General features: G+C 73.2%; 19 protein-coding genes. 16 read left to right on the forward strand and 3 right to left on the reverse strand.

Going from position 1 to position 21155, the window contains the following annotated elements; translation table 11 throughout:
* Positions 1-256: 256 nt before the first annotated feature.
* The 8 genes from ACE1OA_RS30150 to ACE1OA_RS30185 all read left to right on the forward strand — a co-directional run bounded on the left by ACE1OA_RS30150 (position 257) and on the right by ACE1OA_RS30185 (position 10708).
* On the forward strand, positions 257-676 hold the full coding sequence (locus tag ACE1OA_RS30150) for a YjbQ family protein (RefSeq protein WP_384870165.1): 420 nt from the start codon (positions 257-259) through the stop codon (positions 674-676).
* A gap of 393 nt (positions 677-1069) precedes the next feature.
* Positions 1070-1735, forward strand: a complete 666-nt coding sequence (locus ACE1OA_RS30155; RefSeq protein ID WP_432753655.1) for a hypothetical protein — start codon at positions 1070-1072, stop codon at positions 1733-1735.
* A 329-nt stretch (positions 1736-2064) separates the two neighbouring features.
* The gene (locus tag ACE1OA_RS30160; protein WP_356779689.1) at positions 2065-2535 is read left to right on the forward strand and encodes a hypothetical protein; all 471 of its coding nucleotides are present in this window, start codon (positions 2065-2067) and stop codon (positions 2533-2535) included.
* Positions 2536-2571: 36 nt separating this feature from the next.
* On the forward strand, positions 2572-5322 hold the full coding sequence (locus ACE1OA_RS30165; RefSeq protein WP_386541526.1) for a TIR domain-containing protein: 2751 nt from the start codon (positions 2572-2574) through the stop codon (positions 5320-5322).
* Between the two features lie 96 nt (positions 5323-5418).
* Positions 5419-6033: a DUF998 domain-containing protein gene (locus ACE1OA_RS30170; RefSeq protein WP_356602354.1), complete on the forward strand. Its 615-nt coding sequence runs from the start codon at positions 5419-5421 to the stop codon at positions 6031-6033.
* Between the two features lie 31 nt (positions 6034-6064).
* On the forward strand, positions 6065-8527 hold the full coding sequence (locus tag ACE1OA_RS30175; protein ID WP_432753656.1) for an FUSC family protein: 2463 nt from the start codon (positions 6065-6067) through the stop codon (positions 8525-8527).
* 62 nt (positions 8528-8589) lie between these two features.
* The gene (locus ACE1OA_RS30180; protein WP_432753657.1) at positions 8590-9417 is read left to right on the forward strand and encodes a PP2C family protein-serine/threonine phosphatase; all 828 of its coding nucleotides are present in this window, start codon (positions 8590-8592) and stop codon (positions 9415-9417) included.
* 130 nt (positions 9418-9547) lie between these two features.
* Complete coding sequence (locus ACE1OA_RS30185; protein WP_432753658.1) at positions 9548-10708, forward strand: MASE1 domain-containing protein; 1161 nt, start codon at positions 9548-9550, stop codon at positions 10706-10708.
* Positions 10709-10804: 96 nt separating this feature from the next.
* Here the strand turns inward: ACE1OA_RS30185 and ACE1OA_RS30190 are convergent, their stop codons facing one another.
* Positions 10805-11656 carry an MBL fold metallo-hydrolase gene (locus ACE1OA_RS30190; RefSeq protein WP_384870151.1) on the reverse strand — a complete coding sequence of 284 codons (852 nt, stop codon included), beginning with the start codon at positions 11654-11656 and terminating at the stop codon, positions 10805-10807.
* 311 nt (positions 11657-11967) lie between these two features.
* A complete protein-coding gene (locus tag ACE1OA_RS30195) occupies positions 11968-12894 on the reverse strand; it encodes an LLM class F420-dependent oxidoreductase (RefSeq protein ID WP_432753659.1) in 927 nt (308 codons plus the stop codon).
* A 393-nt stretch (positions 12895-13287) separates the two neighbouring features.
* Here ACE1OA_RS30195 and ACE1OA_RS30200 point away from each other — a divergent pair, with 393 nt between their 5' ends.
* Positions 13288-14502: a S8 family peptidase gene (locus ACE1OA_RS30200; RefSeq protein WP_356602342.1), complete on the forward strand. Its 1215-nt coding sequence runs from the start codon at positions 13288-13290 to the stop codon at positions 14500-14502.
* A 77-nt stretch (positions 14503-14579) separates the two neighbouring features.
* Here ACE1OA_RS30200 and ACE1OA_RS30205 read toward each other — a convergent pair whose 3' ends face one another.
* Positions 14580-15128 (reverse strand): HPP family protein, encoded by a 549-nt coding sequence (locus tag ACE1OA_RS30205; RefSeq protein WP_356602340.1) that lies wholly within the window; start codon positions 15126-15128, stop codon positions 14580-14582.
* Between the two features lie 448 nt (positions 15129-15576).
* Here ACE1OA_RS30205 and ACE1OA_RS30210 point away from each other — a divergent pair, with 448 nt between their 5' ends.
* From ACE1OA_RS30210 to ACE1OA_RS30240, 7 genes are all read left to right on the forward strand, one after another.
* Complete coding sequence (locus ACE1OA_RS30210; RefSeq protein ID WP_432753660.1) at positions 15577-16686, forward strand: hypothetical protein; 1110 nt, start codon at positions 15577-15579, stop codon at positions 16684-16686.
* A 227-nt stretch (positions 16687-16913) separates the two neighbouring features.
* Complete coding sequence (locus ACE1OA_RS30215; RefSeq protein ID WP_432753661.1) at positions 16914-17360, forward strand: SRPBCC family protein; 447 nt, start codon at positions 16914-16916, stop codon at positions 17358-17360.
* 54 nt (positions 17361-17414) lie between these two features.
* Entirely contained in the window at positions 17415-18176 is a 762-nt protein-coding gene (locus ACE1OA_RS30220; RefSeq protein ID WP_432753662.1) for a class I SAM-dependent methyltransferase, read from the forward strand.
* Between the two features lie 189 nt (positions 18177-18365).
* On the forward strand, positions 18366-18785 hold the full coding sequence (locus tag ACE1OA_RS30225) for a hypothetical protein (protein ID WP_432753663.1): 420 nt from the start codon (positions 18366-18368) through the stop codon (positions 18783-18785).
* Between the two features lie 242 nt (positions 18786-19027).
* Positions 19028-19927, forward strand: a complete 900-nt coding sequence (locus tag ACE1OA_RS30230; RefSeq protein WP_432753664.1) for a universal stress protein — start codon at positions 19028-19030, stop codon at positions 19925-19927.
* Positions 19928-20146: 219 nt separating this feature from the next.
* On the forward strand, positions 20147-20584 hold the full coding sequence (locus ACE1OA_RS30235) for an Hsp20/alpha crystallin family protein (protein ID WP_384870142.1): 438 nt from the start codon (positions 20147-20149) through the stop codon (positions 20582-20584).
* 30 nt (positions 20585-20614) lie between these two features.
* Positions 20615-21142, forward strand: a complete 528-nt coding sequence (locus ACE1OA_RS30240; protein WP_432753665.1) for a flavodoxin domain-containing protein — start codon at positions 20615-20617, stop codon at positions 21140-21142.
* Positions 21143-21155: the final 13 nt, after the last annotated feature.

The raw sequence follows: 21155 nt of genomic DNA on the forward strand, positions 1-21155 counted from the left end.
GTGGGAGGTACGCGTCAGCGCCCGTGGGCGCGGAGGATCCACGCGACCACGGTGGTCACTGCGTCAGGGGATGAGAAGGCGTCAGCAGCCGCGACGACAGGCGGCGGAGGCCACCCGCAGCAGGTCGATGTGACCGCGCGTGGTGAGCAGGGCTGTACGCAACATGGCGCGAACGTAGCGGCCTGTTCCGGTCGCGGTCAACGGTGTCTCGGAGTGTGGATGCGCGATCTTGCGGTACGAACGGCAGGATGAACCTATGTCCACTTTCGCGACCCGCGTCCTCACTCTGACCACCGGCACGAACGAGTCGGTCACCGACCTGACGTCCGCCTGCGCCGACTTCCTCACCGAGACGGCCCCGGGCCTCGACGGCCTCCTCAACCTCTTCGTCCCCCATGCCACGGCGGGCCTGGCGATCCTCGAGACGGGCGCGGGCAGCGACCGGGACCTGCTGGCCGCCCTCCACCTCCTCCTGCCGGCCGACGATCGCTGGCAGCACCGCCACGGCACCCCCGGCCACGGCCGCGACCACGTCCTCCCGGCCCTGGTCCCACCGCACGCGACGGTCCCGGTGGTGGCCGGCCGCGTGCAGCTGGGCACGTGGCAGTCGATCTGCCTGGTCGACACGAACAAGGACAACCTGGAGCGCCAGGTACGACTGAGCTTCCTGGGCTGACCCGGGGCGGAATCTGCACGGCCCGGACCCGCGAGCGACCGGGCGACCGGGCGTCGTCGGGGTGGGTGCGGGTGAGGCCCTGTCGGAACGGCTCCGGCCCGACAGGGCCGGAGCCGGCGCCCACGAGCGATCACTTCACGCCACGCGTGGCCAACTCCGCTGCCCGTGCTGCCTTTTGGATCCCTCCAGCAGCTGTTGGCGATATGTTCGTACGGCCCGGTCAGGTCACCGGGAGGTGTATCGGACGGTGGCACGAGGGACCGGCGGGAGCAGATGAGCACAGGGCAGCCAGGCGGAGGGCAGGACCAGCGGTGGAGGGTCCTGCGGAGTACGACGCTCCGGCTGCTGAGCGCGACGCTCATCGGCGCGCTCATCGGGCTTGCCGTCTTCAGCATGACCCAGGTCACGAGCCGTAGCCTCTTCGTGATCACCGGTGGCATCGCGGGCGCGGCGGCGGTACTGGTGGTGCAGTGGTACCAGCGCACCGCCCGCCTCACCGAGGTGAAGGTCACGGTCCCACAGCTGAGCGAACTCACCTTCACCGTCAACAACGATTCCCGGCAAGTGGCTTGGCAGATGTTCGTGGAGACGGTCACGAGGGTGTCCACCCAGCCGCTCGCCAGCGATCAAGGAGTGGTCCGAGAGTCCCTCACGTCGATGTACGGTCTCTTCGCGACGACGCGCGAGACGCTCAAGGCCGCCCGCCCCTCCGCCGCGGTCCCGGGCGGGCAGACGGTGGAATACCTGGCCATCACCATGCTCAACCAGGCGCTCAGGCCGTTCTTGTCCCACTGGCACCCTCGCCTGCAGGAGTTCGAGAGGAACCACCCCAACAGCCGGGAGTCCGAGTGGCCGGAGAACGAGACCTGCCGGGCCGCGCTGCGGGTCGTGCAGCGCGACGTCTACGACTACGCGGTCGGTTTCGCCCGCCTCGCCGGCGTGCGTGAGGCCGAGGCGCTGATCGGAGTCGTTCCCGCCCCCCGTGTTTCCGTCGACGGGGACGGGGCCGGGGGCGGCCAGGCTCATGCGGCGGGCGGCGTTACGCGGCCCGGCGATTGATCGCCGTCCCAGGCGCGGCAGGTCGGCGACAGCGTGCCGGCAGGCCGACGACGGTCCTTCGGTCCCGATCCGAAACGGGGGAATGTCAGTTGCCTCGCCATCCATCACCAGGCGCGCGTCGACGGTCCTTACTACTCGGCCCCCGATCGGCGGTGACTCGGACCGCGCTCCTGGTCTCGGCACTGGCGTTGGCCTTCGCCGCCGGATGCGGCGACGGGGGTGAAGCAGGGCCGACGGCCCCCGGCACAGCACGCGGCGAGACCCGGGCGACCCCCTCGCCCGCCTCGTTCCCGTCCAGCCCGCCGGCTGCCGCGAAGTGCTCCGGCACGGTGCTGGATCACCGGGACGTCCAGCATCCGAGCCTGGGGACGGTCCGCGTCTTCCTGGTCCGGCGGACCACCTACAAGCCTGCCTTCGGATGTGTCGCGGCGGTCACCGGCAGCGGTCGCACCCTGGCGACGACCGACGTGGACATCTACGAGAAGTCCCTGAAGTTCGCCGACCCGGTCACCGACAGCACCAAGAACATCTTCGTGACCTACAACCCGGGTCGCTACGACGGGGTGCTGGTGCTCGTCCCGAAGGCGGACGGATTCGAGGACGTCGACTGGAGCGACGCCACGATCTACTACAGAGGCGGCAGGTACGCCTTCTACAACGCGGGTCTCGTCGGTCCCGGCAAGGACGGACGGTACGAGCTCTTCGTTCTGAGCAACTCGTGCAATCCCAGCTGCGCCGAGGCCGCGATCTCGAAGCAGACACTGCGGTGGAACGGGCGCGACTACGTGCCGATGGACTGATTCCGAGGAGCAGGTCGGCTCGGGTGGGGGATTCGTATGGCGTTCACACGACTGCGGTCGAGAACGGCGCGGCGGGGGCGGGTCAGGACCGACCTCGGGTACGGCGTCTTTCTCTCCTACAGCGGTGACCGTGACCGGCGATGGCTGCCGCATCTCCAACGTGTGATCGAAAGACAGTCCCGCCCCTGGTACAAGCCACCGCGCATCAGGGTCTTCCTCGACGACAGCGGCGTCTCGATCGGGCCGGAGCTCTGGGGCAAGATCGAAGCCGGTCTCGCCCGCTCCGACTGGCTCGTGGTCCTCGCGTCCCCTGAGTCGAAGGCATCTGCATGGGTACGCCGGGAGATCGAGTGGTGGCTGGAGCACAAGACGGTGGAGAGCATCCTGCTCGTCGTCACCGCTGGACAGCTGGTGTGGGACGAGCGGCGAGGCGATTGGGACCCGGAACTGTCCACGGCACTGCCGGCCCCGTTGTCGGGAAGGTTCGAGCAGCAGCCGGTCTGGAAATCCGTGGACCTTCGACATGTCGACGGAGATGGGGACCTCCTGCCCGTTGTCGACGGGGTGGCATTCGGGATCGCCTCGGTCGTGCGCGGCCTTTCCGAGGACGAGCTCAGATCGGAAGGTCTCCGCGACACCCGGCGGAACCTGCGCACCGCCAAGATCGTCGCGGCCGTGCTGGGCCTTCTCTTCCTGATCGCGAGCACGGTGTCGGTGATCGCGATGGTGTCCCGTGCCGAGGCCACCCGGCAGCGGGACCGTGCCGTCGCGCAACAGCTGATCACCCAGAGTGCCCAGCTCGGGACCCAGGACCCCTTCGGTGCCCGGGTGAAGGCGCTGGCGGCGTGGCGTATCGACCCGTCTCCGGAGACGCGCCTCGCGGTGCTCAACGCCTCCGTCGATCCGCCGTCCGGTCTGCTGTCCCACAAATGGCCCGTGCAGTCGGTGGCCTTCAGTCCCGATGGCAGGACGATCGCCTCCGGCGGTGGCGACGGTGTGGTGCGGATCTGGGGCACAGCGAGTCAGCGGAAGACGGGGGAGTCGCTGATCGGGCATCGTCTGACTGTCACGGCGGTGGCCTTCGGGCCGGACGGGAAGACGCTGGCCAGTGCGAGCTTCGACGGCACCGTCCGGGTCTGGGACGTCGCAGGCCGCACACAGATCGGCGCACCGTTCAACCTCCGCGCCGGGATCATCCATTCGGTGGCATTCAGTCCTGATGGCCGGACACTCGTCACCGCAGGTGATGCCCCGGAGTCCTTGCAGGTATGGGACGTCGCGACCCACAGCCGGATGGGTACGCTCGGCGGATACCCCAAGAGCACCTACCAGGTGGCCTTCAGCCCTGACGGCAGGACGATCGCCGCTACGGGCGGTGGCGAGGTGCAGCTCTGGGACGCCGGTAGCCGGACTCCGAAGGGGAAGGCATTCGCCGCCGACTCCTCCTGGGGCGGATCGGTGGCCTTCAGCCCCGACGGCAGGACTCTCGCGTCCGCTTCCGGTGACGCCGTGCAGTTGTGGGACCCGGGCAGCCGGACTCCCAAGGGGGAGCGGCTCTCCTCCGGTTCCGCCCATGTGGAGTCCTTGGCCTTCAGCCCCGACGGCGCGGCGATCGCAGCCGGGTACGGGGACGGCAGTGTGCAGTTGTGGGATGTCCTTCGACGCAGACCGCTGGGGGAGCCGTTCATCGGTCACTCCACGCAGGTGTGGGCTGTTGCCTTCAGCCCTGACGGCTCGGCTCTGGCCAGCGCGAGCGACGACACCACGGTCCGTCTCTGGGACATCCGCACCCAGCGTCAGGCAGGCCCGCCGATCGGCATCGGCGACGAATACGGGACGGCACTGAGCCCGAACGGCCGGACACTCGCCGTCGTCGGCACGGACGACAGCGTGCGCTTCTGGAACGTCGCCACACGTCGCCAGACCGGCGCCCCCCTGGTTGACGCTGCCGTGGTGCTGAGGGCCAGTGTCGCCTTCAGCACGGACAACGCAACACTTGCCGTCGCCTCGAACGAGCTGCGCCTGTGGGACGTCGCGGCACGTCGTCCCATCGGCCAGGTGTCGCTCGGCACGGACGACGTCATGTCGCTGGCCTTCAGCCCGGACGGCAAGACCCTCGCCGGCGCCGGCGCCGGCTCCGCGCACCTGTGGGATCTGACGGCGCCCCGCCTGGCCGGCGCAGCGCTCGACGTCAGTGCGACGGCCGTCGCGTTCAGCCCGGACGGCCGCACCCTCGCCACGAACACGGAGCGCGACACCGTGGTGCTCTGGGACGCCGCCACGCGCCGCCGTATCGGCGAAACGCCTGCCGGCCACACGTCGCAGATTGCCTCCGTGGTGTTCAGCCCCGACGGCAGGGCCCTCGCCACCGCGAGCCGCGACAGCACCGTCCGCTTGTGGGACGTGGACACACGCCGTCAGATCGGGGCTCCGCTGGTCGGGCACCGCAGCGGCGTCACGTCCGCGGTGTTCAGCCCTGACGGGAGCACGCTCGCGACCGGCAGCATGGACCACACCATCCGGCTCTGGGACGTCGCCACCGGGCGACAGGTCGGCGCACCGCTCACAGGACACGAAGGCAAGGTCGTCGGTGTGGCCTTCGATCCCGGTGGTCGAACCCTGACCAGCTGGGGCGAGGACGATACCGCCCGGCTGTGGAACGTCGAAGCGACGGTCGACCCGGTGCGTTCCCTCTGCCGATGGGCGCGAGGTGCCTTCACCCCCGACCGGTGGCGCGAGGAGGTGCCGGCGGGGCCCGCCACTCGCCCCCTGTGCCCGGAGTCCTGACCGGGGCGCCGATCGCGGAGCGCCGGGTGCGGCTCACGTTCCTCCGGTAGGGGCCGCCTCCGCCCGAGGGGCCGGTGCGCGTCCTACGGTGGTTCGATGCGATCTGTGCCGAGATGGTCCCTGATCTCGTCGGGTTGTGCCCCCGTCCTGCTCATCGGAGGCTGGACGGTCGCCGCCAGGCTGGAGGGACCCGCCTACGATCCCGTCAGCCAGACGATCAGCGTGCTCGCGGCCTACGGCGCCGCGGGGTTCTGGGTGATGACGACCGCTCTCTTCGCCCTGGGCGTCTGCCACCTCGTCACCGCGTGGGGGCTCCGCCCCGCCGCGACCGCCGGACGGGTGGCGCTGGCCTGCGGGGGAGTCGCGGCCGTGGCGGTGGCGCTGGTTCCGGCGCCCAGCAGCGGCGGCTCGCTGCGCCACGGATCGGTCGCCGCGGTCGGCTTCGCCCTCCTGGCCGCCTGGCCGGTGCTGGCCACCCGCCGCGAAAGCCGCGCCCCCTGGGGACTGCGACCCGCGCCCGCCGTCACGGCAACCGTCCTGATGGCCCTCGGAGCCGCCTGGTACCTGTTCGCGACGCAGGGGCACGGGCCCGCCGGCGTCGCCGAACGTTTCGTGACCTGTCTCCAGGCCGTCTGGCCCTTCGTGGTCGTCGCCTCGTGCCTGCGCCGTTCCGGCGAGCGGGAGACGCCGCGCGCCCGCGCCCGCGGGTGACGGGGTGCCGTCGGTGGCCGATCCTGGTGACATGAGTGCCAACGGTGCCGACGCCGAGGACACCAAGGGCGCCGAGGTCACCGACCGGGGAAGACGCCCGCGCCGGCTGCCCGCCGCCTACGTCGCCGCGGCCCGCCGCTCGCTGCGGGTGACACTCGCCGCCGGGACCACGTTCTACTTCTTCCTGTACGGCCTCGACCAGCCCGTCGCCGCCACGTACGCGCTGTTCGCGGCGGTCTCGCTGGCCGGTCTCGCCCGCATCCCCGGCACCGGACGGCAGCGCGCGGGCATGCTGCTGCGACTCCTGCCGGTCGCCTGGTTCCTCGTCGCCGCCGGGACCCTGCTCGCCGTGCAGACCTGGAGCGCCGTCGCCGGCATGCTCGTCATCGGCTTCGTCCTCGCGTTCGTCGCCGTCGGCGGCCCACGCCCGGCCGGAGCCGCGCCGGGACTCCAACTGCTGTACATCCTGCCGTCCTTCCCGCCGTTCGCACCGGAGGAACTGGGCGAGCGGCTGATCGGGGCGACCACCGGGATCCTGCTCCTCGTCCTCGCCGAGGCCTTCGTGTTCCCGGAGCCGCCGACCGTGTCGTACCGGGAGCTGTCCGCCCGCGCCGCCCTCGCCGCCGAACGCTGCGCCGCCGACCTCGCCCGGGCGCCCTTCCTCCTGTCCCCGGCGACGGCGGCGGCGGCCGCCGCCGCGTCCGAGGCGCTCCGGCCCTCACGCGTGCCGGAGGCGGAGCGTCCGGCCGGCCCAGGAGTCCGCTCCCGCGGCCTGGCCCACGCCGGGCTCGCCGCGCGGACGCTCCTGCACCGGCTCGTCCGCCTGCCCGCGCTGCCGCCGGGCCACAGCCCCACGCCGTCGGCCCTGGACCTGCTGCACGCCGTCGGGCGCTCCGCGGCGGACAGCGCGGCGCTGCTGCGGGGCGCGCCCTCCGGCGGGCCGGACACCGCACCGGCCCGCGAACGCGCGGCGCTGGCCGCGCTGCCCACCGGAGGGGTGCGCCCGCCGGCCCTGCGCCGCCGGGCCGACCTCCTCGAACTCGCCGACGCCGCGTCGGCGCTGGCCCGCGCCTCCGGGCTCGCCGTACGGGGACGGGAGGCCGCGTCCGGTGTGCCCCTGGACCGGTTCTGGTACGCGCGGATGAGAGCGCCACGGCTGTGGTGGCTGCGCCTCGTCGGGAACGCGGGAAGCCGCTCGGTCTTCTTCCAGAACGCCGTCCGCATCAGCCTGGCCCTGGCCGCCGCCCGCGCCGTCGCCGGCATCGACACCCTGCCGCACGGTTTCTGGGCGATGCTGGCGACCCTGTCCCTGACCCGTACCACCCTGGTCGCCACCCGGGCCGGAATCCGCCAGGCGGTGGCCGGGACCCTGCTCGGAGCGCTGGCCACGGCGGGCATCCTCGCCGTCGTCGGCACGGACACCACCGTCTACGCCGCCGTGCTGATTCCGGTGCTGCTGTTGACCTTCACCGTGGGACCGGTGAAGGGCGTCGGCTGGGCGCAGGCCCTGTTCGCGATCACGGTCGCCCTCGTCTTCGCCCAGCTGGCGCCCGCCACCTGGCAGCTGGCCGAGGTCCGGCTGCTGGACGTCCTGGTCGGCAGCGCGATCGGAGCCGTCTTCGGACTGCTGGCGTGGCCGCGCGGAGCGCAGGACGAGGTACGGCGATCGACCGCGGTGCTCCTGAGGTCCGCCGCCGAGGCCGTCGTCATGACGAGCTCGGCGCTGGCGGCCGGCGGCCTGCGCGACCCGGCCGCGCCGCCGCTCAACGGTCTGCTCCGGCACTCGCTCGTGCTGGCCGAGTCGGCCTTCGCGCAGTTCCAGAGCGAACCGACGGCCCCCGCGGCGGCACGGGCCGGATCGGTCCGGACCCGGGAGGACCCGTCGCGGCCCGTGGACTGGCAGGCCGCGCTGCTGGTCGGCCACCACACACTGTGGGGAGCCGAACGCGTCCTGCTGCCGCCCGCGTCGACGGCCGCGCCCGCGGGGCCCGTCACCGTGCCGCCGCTGGAGCCCGCCGCGGCCGCCGCCCTCACCCGGCTCGGGGAACGGGTGGCGGGGCGGATGCTGCTGCTGTCCGCCGTACTGGACGAGAACGCGCAGGCCGAACGGGTACCGGTACCGCCCCCGCTCGCGGCCCGGCCCCCCGGTCCGCCGCCCGACGACGAGACGGCGACGGAGGTCGCGGGTGCCTGGGCGCCGAGCGGTTCCTACGCGGCGGACGCCTGGCTCCGCTCGCTGCTCCTCGACCTGGACCGGATCACGGGCGGGCACGGGGGCGCGGTAGAGGCAGGCGCCGCGAGTGGGGGAGGGAGACGGGGCCGGGGGAGCAGCCCGGGGCGGGCGGGTGGCGGGGGAGCGCGCGGCGAGCGGGCGGACGGCGGCCGAGGAACGGAGGGACGCCTGACCGGGGCCGCCCCGGCCCGTCCACCGGCCCCCTTCCCGCGGCGCCGGCCCGGGGCCGGAATCCGACCCGAGGGGTACCGTTCCTTCTGAGGAACCCCTCAGTCCGCCGGTCCGTAGGCCGGCCCGCGTCAGAGTGCCCGGAGCGTGCCCCCATGAGCCGACTCCACGCCCACCCGTCCGCCGACGCCGAGGACCTGCTGCACACGCTCGTCCGGCTCACCGGTGAGGTGCTCGAAGGGATCAAGCTCCAGGAAGCCCGCGTCGAGCTGGCCCTCGCGCTGCAGCGACAGGTGCTCCCGGCCGAGCTGCCCACGGTGCCCGGACTCGCCGTCGCCGCCCGTTACGTGCCCGCGCGGCGGGGGCTGGAGATCGGCGGCGACTGGTACGACGCCTTCGTGATGGCCGACGGGACGATCGGTGTGGCGATCGGAGACGTCCAGGGCCACGACGCCGAGGCCGCGGCCTTCGTGGGGCAGGTACGCAGCGGACTGCGCGCCGTAGCCCGGGCGACCACCGACCCCGGCGACGTGCTCGCCCAGGTCAACGAGCTGCTGGTGTCGATGGGCAGCGGACTCTTCGTGACCTGTTCGTTCCTGCGCTTCGACCCCGTCACCCACGAACTCGCCGGAGCCCGCGCGGGCCACACCCCGGCGGTCTGGGCCACGGCCGACGCCGGCCCCCGTTCCGTCCTCGACGCGGGCGGACTGCCCCTGGGCATGTTCCAGGGCGAGCGCTATCCGGTCACCCGCCGTGTCCTCACCACCGAGGGCGCGGTCGTCCTCGTCACCGACGGAGTGGTGGAGGGTCCGCGCTTCCCCATCGAGGACGGCCTGGAAGCGGTGGCCGCGCTGGCGCACGCCGGATTCGACGCCGACGCCGACCTGCTGGCCGCCTCCGTGATCAAGATCGCCGACATGACGGGCCACAGCGACGACGCCGCCGTGGTCGTGCTCCGGCACGCCGCCCCTTCCCCGCCGTGACCGACCCGACCCGCCCCGGCCTTCCGACCCTCCCCGGCCTTCCGACCCGCCCCAGCCTTCCGGCCTTCCGTCCGGCCGTCTGCCGGAGCCCTGCCCTGCGCGTCACCGCCAGGCGTTGTTCGATGAATGCATGACGTTCCAGGAACGGCTGCGGGGACACCCGACCGGCGGTGGCGCCGTCGGCGCCGTCGTCATGGTGCTCGCCGTCGCGGGCGCCTACTACGGGGCGGCCCGGCTCGGACTGCTGCAGGAGCTGGTCCGCGGACAGGTCACCCCGCTGTGGCCGCCGACCGGGATCGCCGTGGCCTGCCTCCTCTGGTTCGGCCTGCGGGTGTGGCCCGGGATCGCGCTCGCCGCCTTCCTGGTCAACCTGCCGATCGGGCCGTCGTTCCCCGCGGTCGTCGCGATCACCGCGGGGAACACCCTGGCGCCGGTCGTCGGCTTCGTGCTGCTGCGCCAGGCCGGCTTCCGCACGGAGCTCGACCGCATCAGGGACGCCCTGGCGCTGGTGTTCCTCGGCGCCCTGGCCGGCATGTTCGTCAGCGCGACCGTGGGCGCCGGTGCGCTGACGCTCTCCGACGCGGTGCCGGACGGCGGCTTCTGGGCCGCGTGGTCGGTGTGGTGGACGGGCGACGCGATGGGCGTCCTCGTGATCACGCCGTTGCTGCTCGTCCTGCCGACCCTGCGCCGGCCGAGCGGCGTCTCTCCCTACCGCTGGGCCGAGGCGGCGCTGCTGCTCGCCGGCACGGCCGTCGTCACGCTCATCGCCACGACGAGCACGGTCAACCTGCTCTTCCTCGTCTTCCCCTTCCTGCTCTGGGCGGCGCTCCGGTTCCAGCTGATCTGCGCCGCGCCCTGCGTGCTGATCGTCTCGCTGCTGGCGATCCGGGCGGCGGCGAACTCGTCCGGGCCGTTCCAGGACCACGACCTCTTCGACCAGATGTTCACGCTGCAGGCCTTCAACGGGGTGGCATCCATGACCGCCCTGCTGCTGTCGGCGATCGTCACGGAACGCAACCGCACCCATGAACAGGTCTCCTACGTGTGCGGGCTCCTCGCCACGGCGGTCGCCCGGCTCACCCACGACGAGGGCTCCGGGGTACGGCTCCGTCCGCCGGAGCACGACCTGCCGGGAACCGCGCCTTTCCCCGACGGTTCCGCCGGTCCCCTGCGGGCAACGGTATCCGGACTCGCCGCCGAGGACCCCGGTCCCGGTCCCGGGCCCGGTGCGGCGCCGGAGCTAGGGGGCCGGGCCCGGGCGGACGGGTCCGGCACGGACGCGAGCCACTGACCGGCGCGCCATCGACCGCCCGTACGCCGGCGGCGGCAGGTTTCCGGTCGTGGATGCCGGAGTGCAGCAGATCCCGACGCCGCGCGGCAGCGCCGCTCACGTCCCCGAGGGTCGCGGCTGTTCCGGCGGAACCGAGCTCTCGGCAACCGCCATCCACTGGTCCAGGTCGGCCTGGGTGAACTCGGTCCACGGCGGGATTCCCGGGAGCCGGCGGAGGAGGTCGTAGGCCTCGGGGATCCGGGCTCCGCGGAGGACCGGGCAGTGGCAGCCGGCGATGACCTCGGCGTCCAGGTGCTGGAAGTCGCTGACGACCGTCCCGAACTTCTCGGCGTCCAGCAGGGCGACCCAGGGGGAGACCAGGCTTCCGCCGAAGAGCTGGCCGTCGCGGAATTCGTCCGGCGACAGCGCCGCCATGTCGGGCACGGGGGTCGGCACGTTCGTGGCGAAGGTGTCCACGGCCCACAGGACGGCGGCCTTCGAGTCGAAGAGGGCGCGGGTCGTGGGGTTGTCGTAGAGGGGCGGTCGCTTGGCGACCAGGGTGCGATCGCCCGCGTCGATCGTGTCGCCGTCGGTCATGAAGCGGCACCGGTTGACGGGAGTCTCCCATTCCTCGGCCATGCGGCCGATGGAGAACCACGTCGTCAGCAGGGTCGCGTTCGGGCATTCCGCGAGGACCGCCAGGAGGTTTCCGGCGTGGTCGCGGTCGTCGTGGGTGAGGAAGATCCACCGCACGTCCAGGGGATCCACGATGGACCAGGCCGCCTCCAGCCACTGGGAGCGCACCGCGGGCGCCCCGGTGTCCACTAGGACCGGTTCGCTTCCCCGGATCACCATCGAGTTCATCGGGAAGTGGCCGACCGGCGGGGCCTCAAGGGCCCACGGGATCACGAATGTCTCCTCGGCGATCTTGTACGGCTGCAGAAGGTCGAAACTCTCCGTGGTTGTCATCGCTGCTCTCCCTAGGACGGAGTCGCCGCAGCGTCCATGAATCCAGTCCAGCCCCGTGCCGGACTGCCGTCAAACGCAGAACTCGTGGCGGTCGGTCTGGGCGGGAGACGGCCCGCGATGAGTTCGGGTCCGCGGGACCCTGCGGCCGTCACCGGGACACCGGTCAGTGATCGCGCCGAGCGGCGTGCGCGCGCTTCACCGTCACGCGTCCCCCCGGGGATCGCTCGGTCGTCGCGACGACGGTATCGGCCACTCGCCCGCGCCTGCGCGTGGTTCCCACGGAGAGGAGGCATCCGAGCCGTTCCCCGGGCTCAGGCGTGTGCCAGTTCCCCGAGCAGTTTCCAGGTGCGGCGGCGGTCGGCCTCGCCGCCGAGGTCGGTGGCCGTGAACACCACCTCCGTCGCGCCGGCGTCGCGGTAGCGCCGTATCCCGGCGGCGACGTGCTCCTCGTCCCCGACCACCGCGAGGTCCGCGGCGCGCGTGGCACCGGAGAGCGCGAGGGCGCGCTGGTAGGAGGGGATGCCCTCGTACAGTGCCAGCGCGCCGGCCGCGGTCTCCCGGACCGCGTCCGGATCGGCGGTCACCACGCCGGGAACGAGGGCCACGACCCGCGGCGCGGGCCGGCCCGCCGCCTCGGCGGCGGCCGTGACGGCCGGGACGATGTGCTCGGCGAGCGCGCGCGGTCCGGCCAGGAACGGCAGGATCCCGTCCGCGAGTTCACCGCTGACGCGGAGGGCCTGTGGTCCCATGGCGGCGACCAGCAGCGGCACGGTCGGCCGCGCGTCGGGCACGGCCGCCGGCAGCGGGGTCGTCGCCGTCAGCAACTCGCCGTGGAAGTCCGCCTCCCCGGTCTCCAGCAAGGGGCGCAGAGCGGTGAGGAACTCCCTGAGGAGCGCCACGGGCCGTTCGTACGGGATGCCGAAGCCCTGCTCGACCAGGTGCCGGGCGCCGAGGGCGATGCCCAGGTGGTAGCGGCCGCCGGTGGCGGCCTGGGCCGTCTGGGCCTGGCTGGAGATCAGCAGCGGGTGACGGCCGAAGACGGGGATCGCCGAGGTGCCCACCTCGAGCCCGGGTACCTCGCGGCCGACGATCGCGGCCAGCAGGGGGGAGTCGTACGAGAAGCTCTGACCGAACCACGCGGAGCGCAGCCCGGCTTCCCGCGCCTCTCTCGCGAGGAGCACCGTGGCGTCGATCGGAAGCTGACGGGAGGTCGCGCTCAGAGTCACACCGATAGTCATGCTCGCGGCAACCGCCAGTGCCGGGAGCGGCATTCCGGATCGTGTGTGACAAGCGTGTGGCGGCTCCGTGACGCGGTCCGGGCGAGGTGGAGTCGGGGGTCACGGGGGACGGGTCGACGGATATGGCCCGCCTTGGGGAGCGCGCTTTCGGTCACCTCGTGTGTCTGGTGTCCTGTCACCACCCGTGGCGACGGGGGGACTTCGATTGCAGAGCCATGGCGGTTGCATGACAAGGCCCCAACTTCCTTGTTCTACGCCCGTAGCGCCGCCAGGCTGCTGATCACGCCGGGAGCGGAACACGCCGTTCCCAGCGGTACGTGCGACCCCACGCACCCCCCACCACCGAGCGCCGCCCCACCAGGGCGCGCCGCCGATGAGGAGGACCACCTCGCCATGGCACTGCCGCAGAACTCCAAGACCCGCCTCGCCGTGACGGTCTCCACCGCGACCGCCGCCGCCCTCCTGGGCACCTTCGCCGCCGTCCCCGCCCAGGCGGCTCCCGCCGAGGGCGTCGTGCTCGCGGCCGGGTCGGCCGACGCCGTACCCGGCAGCTACATCGTCACCCTGAAGCCGGGCGCGGGCATCAAGGCCGGCTCCGCCCGGGGCCGCGACCTGATAGCGGACTACGGCGGCCGGGTCGGCAAGACCTTCGGCTCCGCGCTCAACGGGTACACGGCCACCCTCGGCGCGACCGAGGCCAGGCGGCTCGCGGCGGACCCGGCCGTGGCCTCCGTCGAGCAGAACCAGATCGTCCGCTCCGACGCCACGCAGTCCAACGCGCCCTGGGGCCTCGACCGCATCGACCAGGCGAACCTGCCGCTCTCCGGCACGTACACCTACCCGGACAGCGCCGGCGGCGGAGTCACCGCGTACGTGATCGACACCGGTGTCCGCATCACGCACTCCCAGATCGCCGGGCGCGCCACGAACGGCTACGACGCGGTCGAGGGCGACTCGGTCGCCCAGGACGGCAACGGTCACGGCACCCATGTCGCCACGACCATCGCGGGCTCCACGTACGGCGTGGCCAAGTCGGCGAAGATCGTGGCCGTCCGCGTCCTGGACAACAACGGCTCCGGGACCACGGCCGGTGTCATCGCCGGCATCGACTGGGTCACCGCCCACCACACCGCGGGCGCTCCCGCCGTGGCCAACCTGTCCCTCGGCGGCGGCGCCTCCACCGCCCTCGACAACGCGGTGAAGAACTCCATCGCGGACGGTGTGACCTATGCGGTCGCCGCCGGCAACTCCGGTGTCAACGCGTCCTCGTCGTCGCCCGCACGGGTCCCCGCCGCGATCACCGTCGGCGCCACCGGCAACACCGACGCCAAGGCCAGTTGGTCCAACTACGGCTCGGTGCTCGACCTCTTCGCTCCGGGAGTCTCCATCACCGCGGGCTGGAACACCGGCGACAGCGCCACCAACACCATCTCGGGCACGTCCATGGCCACCCCGCACGTCGCGGGCGCCGCCGCCGTCTACCTGGCCGGCCACCCCTCGGCCACCCCGGCCCAGGTCTCGGCCGCGCTGGTGAACGGCGCCACGCCGAACAAGGTGACCAGCCCGGGCAGCGGTTCGCCGAACCGGCTGCTGAGGCTCGTTCCGTAACGCCGTCGCCCGTCACGGGTGCGCGAACGCCCCCGGAGGCCGCAGCCTCCGGGGGCGTTCGCCGCGCGCGGCCCGGGTCACCACCAGTAGGCGGGATACCTCGGCGCCGTGCGGCGGATGCGGGAGCCGGCGTATCCCGTCAGCACGAGCAGGACGGTGGAGCCGAGGAGCAGGGGCACGAACCGGACCGGATCGGGGGTCTGGAGGACGATCACGACCGAGGTGGCGCAGGCGGCCGCGTGCGGGGTGCGGGCGAGGGTCAGCAGGGCCAGCGTGGCGCCCGCCGCGACAGCCGCCGCCCAGGCGCTGCTGCCCGCGACGGCCAGGGCGGCGTATCCGGCGGCCGCCCCGATCAGGTGGCCCCCGACGACACCGCGGGGCTGCGCGAGCGGCAGGGTGGGCGCGCTGTGCACCAGCGCGGCGCTGGCGGCCAGCGGCGGTATGAGCACCGGCTCGTGGAGGGCCGCGCCGATCGCGACCAGCCCCAGCAGGACGGCGGTCACGGCGCTGATGCTGTGGAAGGCGGCGAGCGGGCTCGGCCGGGCCGGAGCACGACCGGTGATCCGCGCCCTAGGCGGCGGAGTGGTGCGGGTGGTCTCGGGGCGCAGGGGTGTGGCGGTGCTCATGGGGGTGTTTCCGGGGCGGGCGGCCGAAGCCGGGACGGGCGGGGGCAGGGTCGACGGGGCACGGGGCTCTGTGATCGACAGCCGGCCCGCTCCTGCGCCGCACCCGGGTGCGGCGGCGCATCCGGGCACGACCTTATCGTCCGGGTGTGCGACGGAATCGACCGGGGTCGGCGAACGCCGCACGTCAGGGGCGTACGGGCGGTCCGGGGCCAGGGCTGCGAGGCGGCCTTCGGGTCCGCGCGGCGGTCCGGGTCCAGGACTTCGAGGCGGGCTTTCCGGTCCCCGCGGCGGTCCGTGCGCGGGTCCTTGGGCCGATGCGAGGGGCTGTCGGCCTCGGGTCCGAGGGGCCGTGGGCGGGTCGGAGGGGCGCACTCCCTGGCGGCGCCCCGGCCGCCGGTGCCATGACGCGGGATGGCAGGGTCGTACCGACCACCCGGGAGGATCCCGTATGACCCGCACCACGCCCCCGCGCCCCGTCGACGTGGCGGCGCTCTTTCCCGCGCTCGCCGCCCACCGCCGGACCGCGACGCGGCTGCACCCCCGACCGGGTACGGCGAAGGCGGACGAGAGCTCGGTGGGCGGGCCGCTGCTCTGGCCTGCCGACGAGCCCTGGCCGGTGTGCACGGCCGAGCACACCAAGGGCAGGGGTCATCGGCTGTCCGACGTACGGCTCCTCCGCCGCGTCCACGACGAGGCGCGCGGACGGGCGCTCACCCCGCAGGAGCTGCGACTCCTGGACGGCATGACCAGCGGCAGGCACGCCCCGGAGCTGCGGGACGAGGACCCCGTGCCCCTGCTGGCCGTCGCCCAGCTCCACACCCGGGACGTCCCGGACCTCGTCGGTCCGGAGGGCCATGACCTGCTCCAGGTGCTCTGGTGCCCGTTCGAGGCGCACGGCCCGGATCGGACGATCGACGTCCGGCTGGTGTGGCGGCGATCCGCGGACGTCGGCGCGGTTCTCGCACCGCAGCCCGAACCGCAGGTCGTCGGCCGCGAGGCGTGCGTTCCCACCGCCTGTGTCGTCCACCCGGAGCAGGTCGTGGAGTACGAGTACCTCGGGCTGCTCGACGAGGAGCTCCAGGACGCGATCGACGCGTGGGAGGAGAGCCTCGACGATGACGACGACGATGACGACGAGGGGGAGTACGGAGAGAGGGACGACGACGGGGACTCCGGCACCTCGGTGAGCTATGCGACCTACGAGGAGTACGAGGCGGCCATGGCCGCCGCCCGCGCCGCGGAACCCGAGACCGTCGACTACCGAAGCGACCTCTCGATCGCCCCGGGCTGGAAGGTCGGGGGCTTCGCCTCCTGGCATCTCACCGACCCCGCCCCCGTCGACTGCGCCTCGTGCGGGACGCCGATGCCGCCGCTGCTCACCGTCGCCGGAGTGGAATGCGACGGTGCCTCGCACAGCTGGATCCCGGTCGAGGACCGCGATGCCGCCGACGATCCGCGGGTGATCGACCCGGTGGGCGTCTACCTCGGGCGCGGCCTCCTCCGCGTCCACACCTGCCCGGCGGACCCGGACCACCCGCATCGGCTGAGCTTCCAGTGACATCTGCGGGCGGCGCGAGGCACCCCCGGCGCCCTCGCTCCTCCCGGCACCCGACACCCGACACCCACGCTCCTCCTGGCACCCGGCCGCCGGCGCCCGTGTTCCTCCCCGTTCCCGCGTTCCTTCGGGGCCGGGGTGGCGTGCCGCCGGTGCGTCTTCTGCCCGAGCCCCGGCCGGTCTGGAACGATCCGTGGATCTTCCCGTGCTCCGAGCGATGAGGAGTGGCCATGTCCGGACAGTTCGAGGCGACGGTCGACATCGACCGTCCCATCGACGAGGTGTTCGCCTACCTCGCCGACGGACGCAACGATCCGAAGTTCAGCCCCCGTGTGCAGCGGATCGAGCGGATCCCCGAATCGCCGACGGCGGTCGGCACGATCTTCCGCAGCACGGTCAAGGACGCCGGGATGAAGACCGCGCGCGAGTTCCGCATCACCGCCTTCGAACCGCCGCGCTCACTGCGCTGGGCCGAGGTGTCCAAGAACATCGTGACGGCCGCTCAGGGCGGTTACGACCTGGAACCGTTGCCCGACGGCGGGACCCGGGTCCGCATCCACAACGTCCTGGAGGGCCACGGCCTCGGCAAGCTGCTCGTCGGCTTCGCGCTGAGCGCCGCCCGCAAGGACGCCCCCGCCTTCGGCCGACGCATCAAGGCCGCGGTCGAGGCATCCTGATCCGTCGGGGCCCGGCACGGTGCCGGGCCCGTGCGGACAAGGGGAGACATCACCGTGGAACGCTCATTCGAGGACCTCGTCGCGGAGGCCGCGTCGGTCCCGGTCGAGGGCTGGGACTTCTCCTGGCTCGACGGCCGGGCCACCGAGCAGCGCCCGTCCTGGGGCTACCAGCGGGTGATGGCCGAGCACCTGGCCGGGGCGAAGGCCGCGCTCGACATCCAGACCGGCGGTGGCGAGGTCCTGGCCGGTGTCCCCGTCCTGCCTCCGACGGTGGTCGCCACCGAGTCCTGGCCGCCGAACGTCGCCAAGGCCACGGCCCTGCTCCACCCGCGCGGCGTCGTGGTCGTCGCCGACGCGGACGAGCCGCCGCTGCCGTTCGCCGACGCCGCCTTCGATCTGGTCACGAGCCGCCACCCGGTCACCGTGTGGTGGGACGAGATCGCCCGGGTCCTCGCGCCGGGCGGCCGGTACGTCTCCCAACAGGTCGGCCCGGCGAGCGTGTTCGAACTCGTCGAGTACTTCCTCGGCCCGCAGCCCGAGGAGGTGAGCCGGTCGCGGCACCCCGACGACGCGGTGGCCGGCGCCGAGGCCGCCGGGCTGGAGGTCGTCGACCTGCGGTCGGAGCGGCTGCGCACGGAGTTCTTCGACATCGGCGCCGTCGTCTACTTCCTGCGCAAGGTGATCTGGATGGTGCCCGGCTTCACCGTGGACGGATATCTGGACCGACTGCGGGACCTGGACGAACGGATCCGCGCCGAGGGCCCGTTCGTCGCCCACACGACCCGCTTCCTCATCCACGCGCGCAAAGCCGCCTGACCCCGACCGGCGTCGCGCAGGAGCTTCCCGACCGCGGCGGTGTACGGGCGGGCCCGGCGGTCGGGCCTGTGCGACGCCTCGCCGGCGTGGGCCTCGACTCCGCCCTCGAGCGATAGGGGCATTGTCGGAGTTCACGCCTGCCCGGAGACCGGAAGGTCCGCCATCTCGTCCACCGGCTACCGTGAGCGCATGTCCATGCTTCCGCCTGAGGTGGCGGCCTTCGTCGCCACGGCATCCGGGCTGTCCGAACGGACGCTGGACGCGATCCGCCGGGCCACCGCCACGGCGGCGGCATCCGACGCCTACGACGATTCCGCCGTGCCCGGGCTCTCCGCCGCCGAGTTCAGTGCACTGAACAGACAGGTCCGGGACGCCTTCGCCCCGCGCGGCGAGGAGCTCAGAGCCGGACGCCCGGGCGGGCTGCGGTCCGCGATCGCCCGTACGACCCGGACCGCACAAGCGATCTGGAGGCGCGACCGGTTGACCGCCGACCAGTACACCTCCCTCACCGAGGCGTTCACGGCCCACGGCGTCCCGCTGCCTTCCCGCGGATCCAGATCCGGCGTCAGCTCCCTCCGCCCGGACGAAGCACCGGGCGAGGGACTCTGACGACACCCCCTGGCCCTCCCGTCCGGAAAGTCCTGCCTGGCCTCGCGCCGGGTGAGGAGGAGTGTTTCCCTGAAGAGGAGGAGGGACCCGGCCCGAGGACGCGGAGGAGCGGAGACGTGTCGCGCACCGCGCGGTCAGGATCCGCGAGCAGCGGACGAGCCCTTCCTCCTGCCGTCCCCTTCGCACACGCGGACGACGGCGCCCGCGACTCCGGGCGCGGTCCCTGAAAGGCGGTGGAGGCCATGGAGTCGCCTCTCGTCGTAGGAGTCGACGGTTCCGAGAACAGCCTCACGGCGGTGGACTGGGCCGTGGACGAGGCCGTACGCCACGGGCTCCCCCTGCGCCTCGTCCACGCCTCGCTGTGGGAGCGGTACGAGGGCGTCGTGGGTTCCGGAGAGGAACGGCCACCGGGCCAGGTGCTGGCCGAGAACATCACCGCCGCCGCACTCGACAGGGCCCGGCGCCGCGCCCCGGAACTGCGCGTCGACACCGACATCGTCGCCGAGGACGCGTCGAGCGCCCTCCTCGACGAGGGGATGACCGCGTCCGCCCTCGTCGTGGGATCCCGCGGCGGCGGAGGAATGGCCGGGCTGCTCCTCGGCTCGGTCAGTCTTCTCGTGGCGGCCCGCGCCCACTGTCCGGTGATCGTCGTGCGCGGTGAACCGTCCGCGCTGGACAGCCGCCACGCGCGCGTCCTGCTGGGCGTCGGCGGCGACGAGGCGGACGAGCCGGCTCTGCGCTTCGCCTTCCGCGAGGCGGCGGCACGGGGGTGCGAGCTGGAGGTCGCGCACGCCTGGCGACGCTCGGTCCGCGACCCGGTCCACCATCCGTTGATGGCAGGCGGGGCGAGCCCGTACTTCGACGGTCGTGCCGCCGAGCTGCTCGACGAGGTCCTCGGCCCGATGACGCACGCCCACCCGGAAGTGCGCGTGCGGCGGACCACCGGCGAGGGTCCCGCCCGCCGGCTCCTCGTGGAACGCTCGGCCGACGCGGACCTCCTGGTCGTCGGCGCCAGGCGCCGCGGCGGCCTCATCGGTCTCGAACTCGGCCGCATCGCCCACCGCGCCCTTCACCACGCCGCCTGCCCCGTCGCCGTCGTCCCCCGGCACCCGGCCGTACGGGAGGGGGACGCCGAGACCTGAGCGCGGAGCGGGTCTACGGGCGCCTGCCGGGCGTACGGGTGCGCCCCGCGTGCGCGACGCCCTGACGGCAGTGCCCTCGCCGGACCGGGGCACAGGCCGGCCGGCCCCGGACGTGGGCCCGTTCGGCCCGGTCGCACTGCCCGGCCGGCTCTCGGCCAGGGCCGGTCCGCGAGCGACGGTGGAGGCAGGACGACATCGCCGCACGAGGAGGACTCGATCATGGCCACCGGCATGGAACGCCGTCGCTTCATCCCCGACTTCGACACCTGGTTCGGCCGCGAGTTCCCGGGTCTCCCCGGCTGGCGTCCCGCGACCGCCGCCCACTCCATCCCGATCGAGGTGACCGGCCAGGACGGTAGGTACGTCCTGCGCGCGGAGCTGCCCGGGATGGACCCCGACCACGACATCGGCATCACGGTCGACGGCGACCTCGTCACCGTCACCGCCGAGCACACGACCGGCCCGGAGGACACGGAGCACTCCGAGTTCCGCTACGGCTCGTTCCGCCGCAGCGTGCGGCTCCCGGCCCGGATCCCGCCCGAGAGCGTGGACGCCTCGTACGCCGACGGGATCCTCACCGTGCGCATGACCCTGGAACGCCCGGCCGAGGAGACGAGCCGCCGCATCCCCGTGAAGCGGGCCCCGGACGCCGGCTGAGGCGCCCGGTACGAGCGAAGGAGCGCAGCGATGAACCCGAAACGCGTACTCGTCGCCCACGGGAGCAAGCACGGCGCGACCGCCGGGATCGCCGACGAGATCGGCCGGACCCTGCGTGCCGACGGCCTCGACGCGGTCGTCCTGTCCGCCGCCGACGTGACCGACGTCAGCGGCTACGACGGCGTCGTCCTCGGCGGCGCGCTGTACGCCGGGATGTGGAACGGCGCGGCGCGCCGCTGCGCCCGGCGCAACGCCGACCAGCTCAGGCACCGGCCGCTGTGGCTGTTCAGCAGCGGACCGGTGGACCGGTCGGCGGAGGAGCACGACATCCGGCCCGCCCCCGGGGTGGCCCGGCGGATCAAGCGCCTCGGCGCCCGCGAGCACATGACCTTCGGCGGCGCCCTCACGGACGACACCCCGGGCGTGTTCGCCCGGTCCATGGTCCGTTCCGGCAAGGGCGGGGACTTCCGCAACCCCGAGCGGATCCAGGCCTGGGCCCACCACATCGGGACCGAGCTCACCGCCCCCGCCCCGCCGGAAGCCCCCGCCCGGCCTTGACCCCCGGCCCGGG

Source organism: Streptomyces sp. JL2001 (assembly GCF_050917515.1).
Taxonomy (GTDB): Bacteria; Actinomycetota; Actinomycetes; order Streptomycetales; family Streptomycetaceae; genus Streptomyces.